At 72.0% G+C, this 15,361-nt stretch carries 14 protein-coding genes; 8 read left to right on the plus strand and 6 right to left on the minus strand.

Annotation, left to right across the window (positions count from 1 at the left end; translation table 11 throughout):
• Positions 1 to 96 precede the first annotated feature (96 nt).
• Positions 97 to 705 carry a chalcone isomerase family protein gene (locus IS481_RS16135; RefSeq protein WP_104359072.1) on the plus strand — a complete coding sequence of 203 codons (609 nt, stop codon included), beginning with the start codon at positions 97 to 99 and terminating at the stop codon, positions 703 to 705.
• On the opposite strand, the gene gph is transcribed toward IS481_RS16135, so the two are convergent.
• Together gph and rpe are read right to left on the minus strand one after the other, a co-directional pair.
• Complete coding sequence (gph, locus tag IS481_RS16140) at positions 706 to 1,377, minus strand: phosphoglycolate phosphatase (RefSeq protein ID WP_104359071.1); 672 nt, start codon at positions 1,375 to 1,377, stop codon at positions 706 to 708.
• Complete coding sequence (rpe, locus tag IS481_RS16145) at positions 1,374 to 2,054, minus strand: ribulose-phosphate 3-epimerase (RefSeq protein ID WP_104359070.1); 681 nt, start codon at positions 2,052 to 2,054, stop codon at positions 1,374 to 1,376. The genes gph and rpe overlap by 4 nt, the downstream gene beginning before the upstream one ends.
• 93 nt (positions 2,055 to 2,147) lie before the next feature.
• On the opposite strand from rpe, the gene apaG reads away from it, so the two are divergent.
• Entirely contained in the window at positions 2,148 to 2,525 is a 378-nt protein-coding gene (gene apaG / locus IS481_RS16150) for a Co2+/Mg2+ efflux protein ApaG (RefSeq protein ID WP_104359069.1), read from the plus strand.
• Positions 2,525 to 4,588, plus strand: a complete 2,064-nt coding sequence (locus IS481_RS16155; RefSeq protein WP_104359068.1) for a site-specific recombinase — start codon at positions 2,525 to 2,527, stop codon at positions 4,586 to 4,588. Before apaG ends, IS481_RS16155 begins: the two co-directional genes overlap by 1 nt.
• Positions 4,589 to 4,619: 31 nt before the next feature.
• Here IS481_RS16155 and IS481_RS16160 read toward each other — a convergent pair whose 3' ends face one another.
• Positions 4,620 to 4,757: a hypothetical protein gene (locus IS481_RS16160; RefSeq protein ID WP_165908663.1), complete on the minus strand. Its 138-nt coding sequence runs from the start codon at positions 4,755 to 4,757 to the stop codon at positions 4,620 to 4,622.
• Between IS481_RS16160 and mltA the strand changes: the two genes are divergently transcribed.
• Positions 4,756 to 5,919 carry a murein transglycosylase A gene (gene mltA, locus IS481_RS16165; RefSeq protein WP_232529333.1) on the plus strand — a complete coding sequence of 388 codons (1,164 nt, stop codon included), beginning with the start codon at positions 4,756 to 4,758 and terminating at the stop codon, positions 5,917 to 5,919. The genes IS481_RS16160 and mltA overlap by 2 nt on opposite strands.
• A gap of 12 nt (positions 5,920 to 5,931) precedes the next feature.
• On the opposite strand, the gene IS481_RS16170 is transcribed toward mltA, so the two are convergent.
• Positions 5,932 to 6,603, minus strand: coding sequence for a hypothetical protein (locus tag IS481_RS16170; protein WP_132764613.1), 672 nt, complete (start codon positions 6,601 to 6,603; stop codon positions 5,932 to 5,934).
• 147 nt (positions 6,604 to 6,750) lie between these two features.
• Here IS481_RS16170 and IS481_RS16175 point away from each other — a divergent pair, with 147 nt between their 5' ends.
• Positions 6,751 to 7,332 carry a glycine zipper 2TM domain-containing protein gene (locus IS481_RS16175; RefSeq protein WP_104359065.1) on the plus strand — a complete coding sequence of 194 codons (582 nt, stop codon included), beginning with the start codon at positions 6,751 to 6,753 and terminating at the stop codon, positions 7,330 to 7,332.
• A gap of 24 nt (positions 7,333 to 7,356) precedes the next feature.
• Positions 7,357 to 8,256 carry a DUF6515 family protein gene (locus IS481_RS16180; protein WP_114699322.1) on the plus strand — a complete coding sequence of 300 codons (900 nt, stop codon included), beginning with the start codon at positions 7,357 to 7,359 and terminating at the stop codon, positions 8,254 to 8,256.
• 177 nt (positions 8,257 to 8,433) lie between these two features.
• Here the strand turns inward: IS481_RS16180 and IS481_RS16185 are convergent, their stop codons facing one another.
• Entirely contained in the window at positions 8,434 to 8,994 is a 561-nt protein-coding gene (locus IS481_RS16185; RefSeq protein ID WP_232529335.1) for an Lrp/AsnC family transcriptional regulator, read from the minus strand.
• Between the two features lie 73 nt (positions 8,995 to 9,067).
• On the minus strand, positions 9,068 to 10,420 hold the full coding sequence (locus tag IS481_RS16190) for a tetratricopeptide repeat protein (protein WP_194963311.1): 1,353 nt from the start codon (positions 10,418 to 10,420) through the stop codon (positions 9,068 to 9,070).
• 131 nt (positions 10,421 to 10,551) lie between these two features.
• On the opposite strand from IS481_RS16190, the gene IS481_RS16195 reads away from it, so the two are divergent.
• Both IS481_RS16195 and IS481_RS16200 read left to right on the plus strand, forming a co-directional pair.
• Positions 10,552 to 11,622: an AraC family transcriptional regulator gene (locus IS481_RS16195; RefSeq protein ID WP_104359033.1), complete on the plus strand. Its 1,071-nt coding sequence runs from the start codon at positions 10,552 to 10,554 to the stop codon at positions 11,620 to 11,622.
• Positions 11,623 to 11,766: 144 nt separating this feature from the next.
• Positions 11,767 to 15,351 (plus strand): indolepyruvate ferredoxin oxidoreductase family protein, encoded by a 3,585-nt coding sequence (locus IS481_RS16200; protein WP_104359032.1) that lies wholly within the window; start codon positions 11,767 to 11,769, stop codon positions 15,349 to 15,351.
• The last annotated feature ends 10 nt before the right edge of the window (positions 15,352 to 15,361 follow it).

A 15,361-nucleotide genomic window follows, 5' to 3' on the forward strand; every position in this document is an offset into this window, starting at 1 on the left:
GACAATTTTCCGAACGGTCGTGCGTTTTTACCGATGGACGCCCCGGGCCCGGCCGCCAACACTGGCGACACCGCAACATCACTCGAGGAGGCCTCCATGCTGCGTACATGGCTCTGCGCCACGGCGTTCCTGCTGGCCGTCATCGGCCCGGCCCGGGCGCAGTCCCCCGACACCGCGGGCGTGCGCTACGACCCGCAGATCCAGTTGCACGGCGCCACCTTGCAGCTCAACGGCGCCGGCGTGCGCTACAAGGCCATCTTCAAGGTCTACGCCGCCGGGCTGTACCTGACGCAGAAGGCGGCCACGCCCGAGGCGGTGTTCCGCGCCGCCGGGCCGCGCCGCATGCACATCGTGATGCTGCGCGAGATCGACGCCAACGAACTGGGCAAGCTGTTCACCCGCGGCATCGAGCAGAACGCCTCGCGCGAGGACTTCGTCAAGTCCATCCCCGGCACGATCCGCCTGGGCGAGATCTTCGCCGCGAAGAAGAAGCTGGCCGCAGGCGAATCGTTCCAGGTCGACTGGATCCCCGGCACCGGCACGCAGATCCTGGTCAACGGCCAGCCGATGGGCGAACCGATCAAGGAACCGGAGTTCTACAACGCGCTGCTGAAGATCTGGCTCGGCGCGCACCCGGCCGACGCCGCGCTGAAGGAGGCCCTGCTCGGCAAGGCACGCCCCTCGGCGAGCGCGCACGAGGGCTGATCAGCCCGCCGGCTGCAGCTGGTCGAGCCGGTCGACGTAGCCGTCGGCCGGCACCTCGTGCACCGGGCGGCCGTGGTTGTAGCCGTAGGTCACCAGCACCACCGGGCAGCCGGCCGCACGCGCGGCCTGTGCGTCGTTGAGCGAGTCGCCCACCATCAGCGTGCGTGCCGGCACGCTGCCCAGCGCCTCGCAGGCCTTGAGCAGCGGCAGCGGATCGGGCTTCTTGCGCTCGAACGCGTCGCCGCCGAACACGTGCCGGAAGTGGCCGACCAGCCCCTTGCGCTCCAGCAGCGGCCGCGCGAAGGCGGTCGGCTTGTTGGTCAGGCAGGCCAGCGGCAGCCCGAGCGCCGCCAGCCGCGCCAACCCCTCGGCCACGCCCGGGTAGACCGCAGCATGTTCGCCGTTGATCGCGAGGTAATGGTGCTGGTAGCGCGCCCAGGCCTGGTCGTACAGGCGCGCGACGCCGGCCTCGTCCTGGCTTTGCGCAAGCGTCTGGCGGATCAGGTGCTCCGAGCCCTTGCCCACCGTGCGCGCGACGAAGCCGTGGTCGATCGCGGGCAGGCCCAGGTCGTGCAGCATCAGGTTGAGCGCGACGACGAAGTCGCCGGCGGTGTCGACCAGCGTGCCGTCGAGGTCGAGGATGACCGCCTGCAGTCCGGCCGGCAGCCTCATGCCGCGAGCCGCTCGCGCATCGCGCCGATCACCGCCTTGTAGTCGGGCTTGCCGAAGATCGCGCTGCCGGCCACGAAGGTGTCGGCGCCGGCGTCGGCCACCTGGCGGATGTTGTCGACCTTGATGCCGCCGTCGACCTCCAGGCGGATGTCGCGGCCGCTGGCGTCGATCAGCTTGCGCACGCGCTCGATCTTCTTCAGCGCGCTCGGGATGAAGCTCTGCCCGCCGAAGCCGGGGTTGACGCTCATGATCAGCACCAGGTCGACCTTGTCGATCACCCATTCGAGGATGTCGACCGGCGCGGCCGGGTTGAACACCAGCCCGGCCTGGCAGCCCTCGGCCTTGATCAGCTGCAGCGTGCGGTCGACGTGGGTGCTGGCGTCCGGGTGGAAGCTGATCAGGTCGGCGCCGGCCTTGGCGAAGGCCTGGGCCAGCGCGTCGACCGGCTGCACCATCAGGTGCACGTCGATCGGCACCGGCGTGCCGTCGGCCCGGCGCGCATGCGGGCGCAGCGCCTCGCAGATCATCGGGCCGAAGGTCAGGTTGGGGACGTAATGGTTGTCCATCACGTCGAAGTGGATCCAGTCTGCCCCGGCGTCGATCACGTTGCGGACCTCCTCGCCCAGGCGGGCGAAGTCGGCCGAGAGGATGCTGGGGGCGATGCGGTAGGTGGTCATGACGGGCAGTCCAAAGGCGATCCGCCATTGTAGGAAGAGACGCCTTGCTACCATCGCCACCGGAAAACGCCGCTCGCCAACAACAGCACGTCCATGAGCACCTACGAATTCACCTGCAGCGTCGAGCCGCAGCACCTGCCGGAACAGTCGGACCCGGCGCGGGGCATCTACGCCTTCGCCTACACCGTCACGATCGAGAACACCGGCGACGTGGCCGCGCAGCTGATCTCGCGCCACTGGGTGATCACCGATGCCAACGGCAAGGTGGAGGAAGTCAAGGGCCTGGGCGTGGTCGGCCAGCAGCCCTTCCTGCGGCCCGGCGAAGGCTTCGAGTACACCAGCTGGACCCGCATCGCCACGCCGCGCGGCACGATGAGCGGCAGCTACTTCTGCGTCGCCGAGGACGGCGAGCGCTTCGAAGCGGTGGTGCCGGCCTTCTCGCTGGCCGTGCAGCGCAGCGGGCTGCATTGATGCGCTGGCTCCGCTCGGCCCTGGTCCCGGCGGCGTGGGACCTCAGTGCCCTGCTGTCGGTCCTCAGACCGCGCGCCGAGCTGGCCGAGCGCAACCTGTGGTGGGTGCGCCTGGCCGAATGGCTGCGTCACGCGCCGCTGCGCAAGGAGGGTGTCGAGGCGGCCGAATCCACGGCCGGCACGCCGCTGCCGGTGCTGCGCCTGCGCCACCTGCTCAACGTGCTGGACCGCCAGCCGGAGTACCGCGCGCAGGTGATCGAGCTGCTCGCGCGCACGCTGGAGGACATGGATGCCACGCTGCTGCTGGCCGACTTCGGCTTCGCGCAGCGCATGGCCTTCTTCAGCGAGCTGGCCGAGCGCATCCAGCGCAAGCTGCTGCCCGGCACCGCCGAGACGCACGACCTGGCCGAGTTCTTCCAGCTGGTGTTCTCGGACGCCGGCGACCGGCACTGGCTGGAGGCGATCGACGATGCGACCCTGCAACGCATCGCCGCGCTGCTGCGCGAAGCGGTGGCCAGCTCGCGCCATCCCCAGGCGGCGGCGCGCTGGCGCTCGGCGCTGCTGGACGCGATGATGTTCTGCGTCAGCCAGGTGCGCGCCACCGCCTTCTCCGCCGAGATCCGCACCCGCATGTCCGAGCCGGCGCGCTCGCTGTCGTCGTTCCGCCAGCTGGCGCGCGCCTTCGAGGACCTGCGCACGCTGCTGGAGGCCGATCCGCCGCAGCCCGCCCGGCTCGCGCCGGCGCTGGGCCATGCCCACGCCCTGCTCGACGCCTGCCGGCGCGACGCCCGTACGGTCTACGACCACCTGGAGGAATACGGGGTCTCGGTCGACATCGTGTTCTCGCTGCAGCAGCTGCAGGCGCGCCTGACACGCATCCGGCTGCTGCTGGACTGCCTGCTCAGCCGCGAGCCGGCACGCGCGGTGCGCGAGCTGATGGTGCAGTTCGCCGACACCGCGCAGGGCCGGCGCAGCGTGCGCGCGCTGCTGGCGCGCAACTACTCCCTGCTGGCGCGCAAGATGGTCGAGCGCAGCGCCGAGACCGGCGAGCACTACATCACCCGCAACCGCGCCGAGTACCTGCAGATGGTCTGGCGTGCCGCCGGCGGCGGGGCGCTGACCGCGATCACGGTGTTCGTCAAGTTCATGCTGACCAGCCTCGGGCTGTCGCCGTTCTTCACCGGCTTCGCCGCCGGGCTGAACTATGCGGTCAGCTTCGTCGCGATCCAGCTCGCGCATTTCACGCTGGCGACCAAGCAGCCGGCGATGACGGCCCCGGCGATGGCCGCCAAGCTGCACGACGTGGCCTCCGACGAGGCGGTGGAGCGCTTCGTCGACGAGGTCGCGCACCTGATCCGCAGCCAGGTGGCCGGCATCCTCGGCAACGTCGCGGTGGTGCTGCCCTGCGTGCTGCTGGTGCAGCTGGCCTGGCAGGCCGCCTTCGGCGCGCCGCTGGTCGGCGTCGGGAAGGCCGAATACACGGTCGCCTCGCTCAGCCTGCTCGGCTGGACGCCGCTGTACGCCGCGGCCACCGGGGTGCTGCTGTTTGCCTCCAGCATCGTCGCCGGCTGGGCCGAGAACTGGTTCGTGCTGCACCGCCTGGGCAGCGCGCTGCGCTGGAACCCGCGCATCCTGGCGCGCCTGGGCGAGGCCCGCGCGCAGCGCTGGTCGGCCTACCTGCAGGCCAACGTCTCGGGCTTTGCCGGCAACATCTCGCTCGGCTTCATGCTGGGGCTGGTGCCGGCGGTGGCGGCGTTCTTCGGCATCCACTTCGACGTGCGCCACGTGACCCTGGCCAGCGGCCAGCTGGGGGCCGCACTCGGCGCGCTGGGCTGGGAGCTGGTGTCCACGCCCGGGTTCTGGCTCGCCGTGGCCGGCATCGCGCTGACCGGGGTGCTCAACGTGACGGTGAGCTTCGTGCTCGCGTTCCGGCTCGCGCTGCGCTCGCGCAACATCCGCCTCAAGGACCGCGCCCGCGTCTACGCCGCGGTGCGCCGTCGCCTGCGCCGCCAGCCGTTCAGCTTCCTGTGGCCGGTCGGCACGCCCAGGCCGCAGGCGGCATGAGCGGGCGTGAACTTTCGCCCGCGCAGCCGGCTCAAGGGCGGGGCGTCCCGTCGTCCTGCGACGGGGCGTCGGTGGGCTTGCGGTCCTTGCGGCCGGAGAACATGGTCCACCAGACGATGAAGATCAGGATCAGGAGGGCGGCCAGCGCCTCCAGCAGAATCAACCACATGTCCTTTCCTTTGCGTAGCCTGCAACGCCTGTCCCGCGCGGGACGGGCGCTCATTCTAGGAACCTTGGTCGCTTGCGCCGGCCAGCCGCCTGCGCCAGGTCCGGCGGCCACCCCGTCCGAGCCCCCGCCGGCGACCGCGGCGCGGGTGATCGAGCAGCCGCGCTCGCGCTGGGTGCCGGTCGGCTGGGACGCCCTGCCCGGCTGGGGCGAGGACCAGCTCGCGCTGGCCTGGCCCGCGCTGCTGCGCAGCTGCCTGAAGCCCGCCCCCGGCTGGGAACGCCTGTGCGCCGAGGCCGCGGCGATCCCCGAACCCGACGAAACCACGGTGCGCACCTGGCTGCAGCGGCGCCTGCAACCTTACCGCGTCGAGGCGCACGACGGCAGCGCCGAAGGCCTGATCACCGGCTACTTCGAACCGCTGATCGAGGCACGCCGGCAGCCGGACGCCACCTTCCGCGTGCCGCTGTACCGCCCGCCGGCGGACTTCGGCAAGCGCAAGCCCTACTGGTCGCGCGCCCAGCTCGAGACCCTGCCGGCCGCGCGCGCCGCGCTCAAGGGCCGCGAACTGGCCTACGTGGCCGACCCGCTGGACGCCCTGGTGCTGCACATCCAGGGGTCGGGCCGGCTGCTGGTGACCGAGCCCGACGGCAGCCAGCGCCTGGTGCGCGCGGCCTTCGCCGGCCACAACGACCACCCCTACCGTTCGGTCGGCCGCTGGCTGGTCGACCAGGGCGCATTCTCCCTGGACCAGGCGTCCTGGCCGGCCATCAAGGCCTGGGCGCGCGCGAACCCGGGACGCGTGCAGGAGATGCTGCGCGTCAACCCGCGCTACGTGTTCTTTCGCGAGGAACCGCTGCCCGACCCGGCGGTGGGCCCGCTGGGGGCGCAGGGCGTGCCGCTGACGCCGGGGCGCTCGATCGCGGTCGACCGCGAATCCATCCCCTACGGCACGCCGGTGTGGATCGACACCACCGAGCCCACGCCCGCCCCGGTGCCGCAGCCGCGCCCGCTGCGGCGCCTGGTGATGGCGCAGGACACGGGTGGCGCGATCGTCGGCGCGGTGCGCGCCGACTACTTCTGGGGCTGGACCGAAGGCGCGGAGGAATACGCCGGCCGCATGAAGCAGCCGCTGCGCATGTGGGTGCTGTGGCCGCGCTCGTGAGCGCGGCGCCGCTCAGGGCAGGCTGACGCGCACCTGCAGCACCGAGCGCCCGGCTGACCGTGCCTCGACGCTGGACCAGCCACGGCGCTCGCGCACCTGCTGCGCATCGGCCGTGCTCGCGACCGTCACCCATTCGCCCAGCGGCACCTGCAGCGTGGTCAGCAGCGTTCCGTCCTCGCGCGCCGCAGGCGGCATCGCGCCGTGCCGGTCGGCCGGCAGCGGCCCGGTCTCGGCGGCGATCTCCAGCGTCACCGGAGCCGCGCCGCCCGGCCAGCGCGGCTGCACCGTGAAGCCGCGGCCGGCCTCCAGCAGCACGGTGGTCGGCACCAGCGTCGCGCCGTCGCGCGCGTTCCAGGCCACCTCGTACCACTGCAGCGGCTCGGTGCGCGCCAGCCGCACGCTGGCGCGCCCGCCGTTGAGCACCAGCACCTGCTGCGACAGCCCGCCGGAGGAAACGCTCTCGCGGCGCGTGGCCTGCACCGTCACGCCGCCGTGCACGCCGCGCGAGCTGGACACCACCACCGAGCCGCCCGCGGCCGTGCCCTGGCGCGCCAGCGCCGCCTCGTCGCCCTGGCGCCACTCGATGCGCAGGTTGCGCTGCGGCAGGCCCGGCTGCGCCAGCGCTGCGGGGGCCCCGGTGGCCAGCACCACCAGGGACAGACAGCGACGACGTGTGACATCCATTGCAAACTCCTGCGACGGCCGGCACCGGCGGCCCTGCCTGCCACTCTAGCGAGTGTGGCGCCGTCGCGCAGCGACGCCGGGGACCAGCTTTACACAGCTTCACGTGCCGGACGCATCGGCGAAGCAGAACCGCAGGACGATGCGGGCATGAAGACCCTGCCGTTGCGCGTGACTTCGGGCGCCCGCACGCCCGCCGAGAGGATCTCCACGTCGCCCGTGGCCCGCTGGGGCGCGCTGGGCCTGGCCGCCTTGCTGGCCGCCTGCGCCGCGACGCCCTCGCATCCGCCGCCGGCGCGCCACGCGCGCCCGGCCGCACAGCCGATGTACTTCTACCCCCAGCACGGGCAAAGCGAACGCCGGCAGGATCGCGACCGCTACGAGTGCTATCAATGGGCCGCCCGCCAGACGCGCAGCGACCCGGGCATGACGCCGCTGCGCAGCGTGCGGTCCGCCCCCGACCCCGACCCGGCCCCGGGGCGCGACACCGCGATCGGCGCAGCCACCGGCGCAGCGATCGGCGCGATGGTCGCCTCGCCGCACCACGCCGGCGAAGGCGCGGTGGCGGGGCTGATCCTCGGTGCGCTGATCGGCGCGTCCTCGGACCAGGCCCGCGCGGAACAATGGCAGGCGCAGGCGGCAGCTCGCGACCGCGGCCGCGCCGGACCCTGGCACGACTTTCGCCGCGCGATGTCGGCCTGCATGACCGGCCGCGGCTACACCGTCGGCTGACACCCTGGGAGCGACACGATGGGGATGAACTGGAACATCGGCTGGCGCTGCGCCCCGCTGGCGCTGGCTGCCGCGCTGGCCGCGGCGACGCTGGCCGTCCATGCGGAGCCGCCGGGCGGGCGCGAGTCGATCGGCCGCATGAAGCAGGAGGCGCGGCAACGCCAGCCCGCGCCGCCGCGCGACGGCCGCGAGCGCCCGCCGCGTCCGGCCGACCCGCCCCGGCTGCGCGCGCCGCGCGAACGTCCCGCCCCCGACGTGCACCGCCCGCCGCGGCCACGCGAGGACGGCCTGCCCCCGCACTGGAAGCCCGACGACCGCCGCCCGTCCAGTGCCCGACCGCCGCAGCGCTGGCATGACGACCGCCGCTGGGACCCGCCCAAGCCGCGCCCTCCGGTGCACCGCCATCACCCGCCGCGTTACCGGCCGGGCCATCACGTGCACACGCTGGGACCGAGCGCCTTCGTGTCGCTGCATTTCGGGCAGCGCTATTGGTTCGACAACGGCTACTGGTACCAGCCCGCTTCCACCGGCTACGTGGTCGTGCAGCCGCCTCCCGGCGTCTACGTGCAGGCGCTGCCGGGCAGCTACACGCTGGTGCGCGTCGGCCCGCACGTCTACTACGAGGTCAACGGCATCTATTACGCGCCGGTCGCAGGCGGCGGTTACCAAGTGGTGGAGGTGCCGGAAGACGAGGCCGTCGCGGCCTACTACGAACCGCCGATGGTCTACCCGGCGCGCGGCCAGCCCCCCGAGCAGCAAGGCAACGACGAGTACGAATGCCATGCCTGGGCGGTGGACCGCGCCGGCTTCGACCCGACGCTGGCCCCGCTGGGCCAGGGTCCGGAAGGCGACGAGATCCTGCGCGGCAACTACCGGCGCGCGCTGGTCGCCTGCCTGGAAGGCCGCGGCTACACGGTGAAGTGAGGCCACGGCGCCCCCATCAGCTGCCGCCCTTGCGCGGCGACTTGCCGGGGTGCTTCTTGCGGGTGTGCGGGCCGCGTTCGCGGCTGATCCGGTGGTCCATCATGCGGGCTCCTCGGTGCGGCGCGGGCAGGACGCCCGCCGCCACAAAGGGCAAGCCGCATGCCCGCCGTCCGAGCGTCAGCGGCCGCCGTGGCCCGGCAGCAGGTGGCCCAGCGGCAGCGCGCCGCCGGCCTTGACCTCGCCAAGCGAAAAGCTGGTGTGCAGGTCCTTCACGTTGGGCAGCTTGAACAGCATGTCCATGGCCCAGCGCGAATAGGCCTCCAGGTCGGTGGCCATGACCTGCAGCTCGAAGGTCCCCTCGCCCGAGATGTAGTGGCAGGAGATCACCTCGGGCAGCGCGCGGATCGCGTCTTCCAGCTCGCGCGTGGCCTGCGCGTTGTTGCGCTCGGCGTCGACTCGCACGAAGGCCAGCACGCCCAGGCCGATCTTGTGTCGGTCGATCTCGGCGCGGTAGCCCTTGATGTAGCCCTGCTCCTCCAGCCACTTGACGCGCCGCCAGCACGGCGTCGGCGACAGCCCGATGCGCGCGGCGAGCTCCGCGTTGGACAGGCGGGCGTCGCGCTGGAGCTCGGCCAGGATGGCGATGTCGTAGCGGTCCAGGCCTTCGCGCGCGGCACGGCCGGCAGGCGCCGGCTCATCGGCGTCGGGACGGGAGTGGGCGGCGGTCCGGGTGGTCATGCGTGGCTCGCGGTCGGCGCAGGGCGAGTCATTATTCCCGAACGCCCTGCCCGCGGCCACACCGGCGTCCCCCTCAGGCCGCGGCCGGCACCCGGCAGCCGCGCGCGGCCTGGGTGGCGCGCTCGAGCAGCCGGCGCGGCAGCTGCCCGTGCGGGCGGCGCGCCAGGCGCTCCTGGGCCAGCGCCATGGCCAGCGGGCCGTCGCCGGCACGCACCGCGGCTTCCAGCAGCGTCAGGTCGATCAGGTCGCGCTGCGCGTGGCTGCCGCCGAAGCGGTTCGCCTCGTGGCGGATGCCGCGCAGCAGCCGCACCGCGTCGCGGTAGCGCCCCTGGCCGAAGGCCAGCATGGCCTCGGCCGCGGGCAGCCCCACCTCGCGGGCGAACCGGGCGATGTCCCCGGCCCCGCCGGCGGCCTGGCGGCGCAGCGACTCCAGCACCGCCTGCTGCGCGTCCCGGCGGCCGGCACCGATGAAGGCCATCAGCGCATGCCAGTCGTTGAACGCGTAGTTGCCTGCGGTGGCCAGCGGGGCCCAACGGTCGGCGAGGGCCTGCCAGCGGTCGCCGACGTCCGTGCCCAGCAGCGCCAGCCGCCACAGCAGCGCGCTCGCGTCGATCATGTCCAGCACCACGCCCGACTGCCCGCCGCGCACCGCGCCGTCGTACAGCGCAAGCACCTGGTCGGTGTCGCCGCGGTCGAGGTGGAACAGCGCCAGGTGCCACCAGTTGTGCACCGCGAAGAAGCTGTCCTCGGACCAGGCCGCGCAGTCCTGCGTCAGCCAGGCGATGCCCTCGTCGGCGCGGTTGCGCATCTCGCAGACATGCGCCACCGCGTGCCAGCCCCAGCCGTCGCGGCGCTCCAGCGCGACGCTGCGCCGGCCGCAAGCCTCGGCGGCGTCGTACTCGCCGCACTCCTCCAGCCCGAAGGCGTACATGCCGAGCACCGCGTGGTAGCCCGGCAGCGGCTCGCTCCAGGCCGGCAGCACCCGCGCGATGCGGTCGCGCAGCATGCGGCTGTCGCCGGTGAAGAAGTCGATCTGGTGCCCGGCCTGCAGGGCCAGCGCGTCGCGCGGGTACCGGGCGCTCAGGTCTTCCAGGATGCGGCCGGCCTCGCGCCAGCGGCCTTCGTACAGCCGGCGCGCGGCCAGCAGGTGCGCGCGCTCGCGGACGTCGCCGCCGCAGCGTTCGCCCTGTTCGATGCAGGCGCGCGCCACCGGCAGGCCGTCCGGCTCGGTGCCCAGCAGGTACAGCCAGGCTTTCAGCGCGTGGGCCATGGTCATCCCGGGCGCGGCCTCGATCGCGCGGTCGATGGTCGCGACCGGGTCGCCGATGAAGCAGCGCAGCTGGTGGCCGGCGTGCTCGAACGCGTCCAGGGCCACGCCGGTTGCGCCCGTCAGGGCATGACCCGCAGAATCCTTCAGTGGTGCCATCGTGTGCTCCTTCCTCTTGCCAGTGGGGTTGAACGATGGCGCCCACTGTAGGCACCGGGGTCCGGACGGACCATGGCCGCGACGCCGCGCGGTTGTGCCCGGACGCCGGAGCCGGTTTCCGGGAGGGCCGCATGGATGCACTGTCCGACCTGCTGCGCGTGCTGCATTTCGCCGGCGGCGTGTTCCTCGAGGCGTGCTTTCGCCAGCCCTGGTGCGTCACCTCCCGCCTCACGGCCGAGGACTGCGGTCCGGACCTGGCCGCCCCGGGCGGCCTCGTGGCCTTCCATTTCGTGCTGGACGGCAAGATGGAGGTGGCGCTGCCGGACGGGCAGCGATGCACGGCCCGCACCGGCGACCTGGTGCTGCTGCCCGGCAACGACCCGCACCTGCTCGCCAGCGACCTGCGCCTGCCGCCGGTGTCGGCCGACGCGCTGATCGAGCAGGCCGACGCGCAGGCCATGGCACGCATCGACCACGGCGACGGCCCCGAGGTGCTGACGCGCCTGGTGTGCGGCTACCTGGCCACGCCCGTCGTCCACCACCCGCAGCTTGCGATGCTGCCGCCGCTGATGGTGGAGCCGATGGCCGGCCGCCCCTGCGCCGACTGGGTGGCCAGCTCGTTCCGTTATGCCTCGCAGGAACGGGCCAGCCTGCGCCCGGGCGCACAGGCGGTGATCGGCCGGCTGTCGGAGCTGCTGTTCGTCGAGGCGGTGCGCAGCCACGTCGAGCGGCTGCCGGCGCAGGAGCGCGGCTGGCTGGCCGCGCTGCGGGATCCCCCGCTGGCACGGGCACTGGCTGCCCTGCACGCGCGCGTCGCCCATCCCTGGACCACCGAGTCGCTGGCACGCGAAGCCTTGCTGTCGCGCTCGGCCTTCGCCGACCGCTTCACCCGCGTGCTGGGCATGCCGCCGATGACCTACCTGACGCGCTGGCGCATGTGCGTCGCGGCACGGCGCTTGCGTGAGTCGTCGCAGCCGATCGCGCGCATCGCCGCCGAGGTGGGCTACGAGTCGGAATCGACCTTCTCGCGCGCCTTCACCCGCGAGATGGGCACGGCCCCCGGCGCGTTCAGGCGCGAGGACCGGATGCGGGACCTGCAGGGCCTGCAGACCGCCGCAGCAGCGCCGGCGCATGATGAGGGTTTTCCCTTATATCGCACAAAAAGAGAACAAACATTTCGATATCCGCCTACCCGTGAGTGATTCGTTTCCCTCAATCCCCTTCCGGAGGCACACATAGGAAAGACTTGTCGGCCCCGACTTCCTACACTGTCGGAACAGGTGTCGGCCCGCCGGCGCGTCACAAGCGCGCCTGTGGCATCAGCCCCCCACAAGGAGTTGTCCACGATGAATGCCCCCCTTCCCGAGTCGATTCGCCGCGCCCTGGAAACCGTCTCCCTGGACGACAAGTACGCGCTCGATCGCGGCCGCGTGTTCATGAGCGGCGTGCAGGCGCTGGTACGCCTGCCGATGCTGCAACGCCAGCGCGACGCGCTGGCCGGCCTCAACACCGCCGGCTTCATCAGCGGCTACCGCGGCTCGCCGCTGGGCGGCTACGACCAGGCGCTGTGGCAGGCCAAGAAGCACCTCGAGGCCCACCACATCGTGTTCCAGCCCGGCGTCAACGAGGAGCTGGGCGCCACCGCGGTGTGGGGCACGCAGCAGCTGGACCTGTACCCGGAGCACAAGAAGTACGACGGCGTGTTCGGCATCTGGTACGGCAAGGGCCCCGGCGTGGACCGCTGCCTGGATGTCTTCAAGCACGCCAACATGGCCGGCACCGCCCGGCACGGCGGCGTGATCGCGCTGGCCGGCGACGACCATGTCGCCAAGAGTTCCACCGCCGCGCACCAGAGCGACCACGTGTTCAAGGCGGTGGGCTTCCCGGTGTTCTTCCCCGCCAACGTGCAGGAGATCCTGGACCTGGGCCTGCACGCCTTCGCGATGAGCCGCTTCGCCGGCGTGTGGACCGCGATGAAGACGATCCAGGAGATCGTCGAGTCCTCGTCCAGCGTCTGGGTCGACCCCGACCGGGTGCACGTCGCGCTGCCCGAGGACTTCGAGATGCCGCCCGGCGGCCTGCACATCCGCTGGCCCGACCCGCCGCTGGAGCAGGAAGCGCGGCTGATGAACTACAAGTGGTACGCGGCGCTTGCCTACGTGCGCGCGAACCGGCTCAACCACAACGTCATCAGCGGGCCCGATGACCGCTTCGGCCTGATCGCCAGCGGCAAGGCCTACAACGACACCCGCCAGGCACTGCACGACCTGGGGCTGGACGACGAGACCTGCCGCCGCATCGGCATCCGCCTGCACAAGGTGAGCGTCGTGTGGCCGCTGGAGGCGAGCATCACGCGCGAGTTCGCCACCGGCCTGCAGGAGATCCTGGTCGTCGAGGAAAAGCGCCAGATGATCGAGTACCAGCTCAAGGAGGAACTCTACAACTGGCGCGAGGACGTACGCCCCAACGTGCTGGGCAAGTTCAACGAGCCCGAGGGCGACTACTCCGGCGGCGAATGGTCGCACCCCAACCCGGCGTCGAACTGGCTGCTGCGCGCCCATGCCGACCTGAACCCGACGCTGATCGCCAAGGCCATCGCGCAGCGGCTGGACAAGCTGGGCATCATGCAGCAGCTGGGCAGCGACCTGCGCGGGCGCATCGCCGCACGACTGGCGATCATCGAGGCCAAGGAGCGCAGCGAGCAGACGCTCAAGGTCGAGGCCGACCGCGTCCCCTGGTTCTGCAGCGGCTGCCCGCACAACACCAGCACCCGCGTGCCCGAAGGCTCGCGCGCGGTGGCCGGCATCGGCTGCCACTACATGACGGTGTGGATGGACCGCAGCACCAGCACCTTCACGCAGATGGGGGGCGAAGGCGTGCCCTGGGTCGGCCAGGCGCCGTTCACCCACGAAAAGCACATCTTCGCCAACCTGGGCGACGGCACGTACTTCCACAGCGGGCTGCTGGCGATCCGCCAGAGCATCGCCGCGGGCGTCAACATCACCTACAAGATCCTCTACAACGACGCGGTGGCGATGACCGGCGGGCAGAAGGTCGGCGAGCGCCCCGAGGGCCATTCGGTGCTGCAGATCATGCAGAGCCTGGTGGCCGAGGGCGTCGCGAAGCTGGTGATCGTCAGCGACGACCCCGACAAGTACCGCGGCGTGGCGCTCGCGCCCGGCGTGACGGTGCACCACCGCGACGAGCTGGACCGCATCCAGCGCGAGTTCCGCGAGATCCCCGGCACCACCGCGATCATCTACGACCAGACCTGCGCCACCGAGAAGCGCCGCCGCCGCAAGCGCGGCACCCTGGTCGACCCGGCCAAGCGGGTGGTGATCAACGAGCTGGTCTGCGAAGGCTGCGGCGACTGCTCGGTGCAGAGCAACTGCCTGAGCGTGGAGCCGGTCGAGACCGAGTTCGGCCGCAAGCGCCGCATCAACCAGAGCACCTGCAACAAGGACTATTCCTGCGTGAAGGGCTTCTGCCCGAGCTTCGTGACCGTCGAGGGGGGTGAACTGCGCACCGCGAAGAAGGCCGCCAGCGAACGGCCCGACCCGTTCCGCCTGCCGGCGCTGCCCGAGCCGGTGCTGCCCGGCGCCGAACAGCCCTACGGCATCGTCGTCGCCGGCATCGGCGGCACCGGCGTCATCACGATCGGCCAGCTGCTCGGCATGGCCGCGCACATCGAGGGCAAGGGCATCGTCACGCAGGACGCGGCCGGCCTGGCGCAGAAAGGCGGCAGCACCTGGAGCCACATCCAGATCGCCGAGCGTGCCGAGGTGATCCGCACCACGCGCGTGGGCACCGGCGAGGCCGACCTCGTGATCGGCTGCGACCCCATCGTCACCGCGAGCAAGACGACGCTCGCGACCATGCTCGAAGGCCGCACCCGCATCGCGCTCAACGCGCACGGCACGCCCACCGCCGCCTTCGTCCACAACCCCGACTGGCAGTTCCCGGCCGGCAGCTGCGAGGCGCTGCTGGAGCGCACCGTCGGCGCGGACCGCATCGGCCGCTTCGACGCCGAGCAGCTGTCGGTACGCCTGCTGGGCGACTCGATCTACGCCAACCCGATGATGCTGGGCTACGCCTGGCAGAAGGGCTGGGTGCCGCTGACTCGCGCCGCGCTGCTGCGCGCGATCGAGCTCAACGGCGTGCAGGTCGAGAACAACAAGGCCGCCTTCGAATGGGGCCGGCGCGTCGCGCACGACCCGGCCGAGGTCGAGGCGCTGGCCAGGCCCCAGGGCCAGGTGGTGCAGTTCGTGCGCAAGCCGGCGCAGACGCTGGACGAGATCGTCGCCCGCCGCGTCGAGTACCTGACCGGCTACCAGAACGCCGCCTACGCCGCGCAGTACCGCGAGTTCGTCGAGCGGGTGCGCGCGGCCGAGGCGCCGCTCGGCTCGACCCGGCTCACCGAGACGGTGGCACGCTACCTGTTCAAGCTGATGGCCTACAAGGACGAGTACGAGGTCGCGCGCCTGCACACCGACCCGGCCTTCCTCGCGCAGATCCGCCAGCAGTTCGACGGCGACTACAAGCTGGTCTACCACCTTGCGCCGCCGCTGCTGGCACGCCGCAACGAGCGCGGCGAGCTGGTCAAGCGCCCCTACGGCCCGTGGATGCTCAAGGCCTTCGGCCTGCTGGCCAGGCTCAAGGGCCTGCGCGGCACCGCGTTCGACCCGTTCGGCCGCACCGCCGAGCGCCGCACCGAGCGCGCACTGATCGGCGAGTACAAGGACTGCATCGAGGAGCTGCTGGCCGGGCTCGACGCCGGGCGGCTGGCGCTGGCCGTGGAGATCGCGCGCATTCCCGAGGAGATCCGCGGCTACGGCCACGTGAAGGAACGCCACCTGGCGCGTGCCCGCGAGAAGTGGGCGCAGCTGATGGCGCGCTGGCGCGCGGGCGCCAGCGAAGCGCGCGCGGCCTGAGGCACAAGGA

It is taken from the genome of Caldimonas thermodepolymerans (genome assembly GCF_015476235.1).
GTDB lineage: Bacteria > Pseudomonadota > Gammaproteobacteria > Burkholderiales > Burkholderiaceae_C > Caldimonas > Caldimonas thermodepolymerans.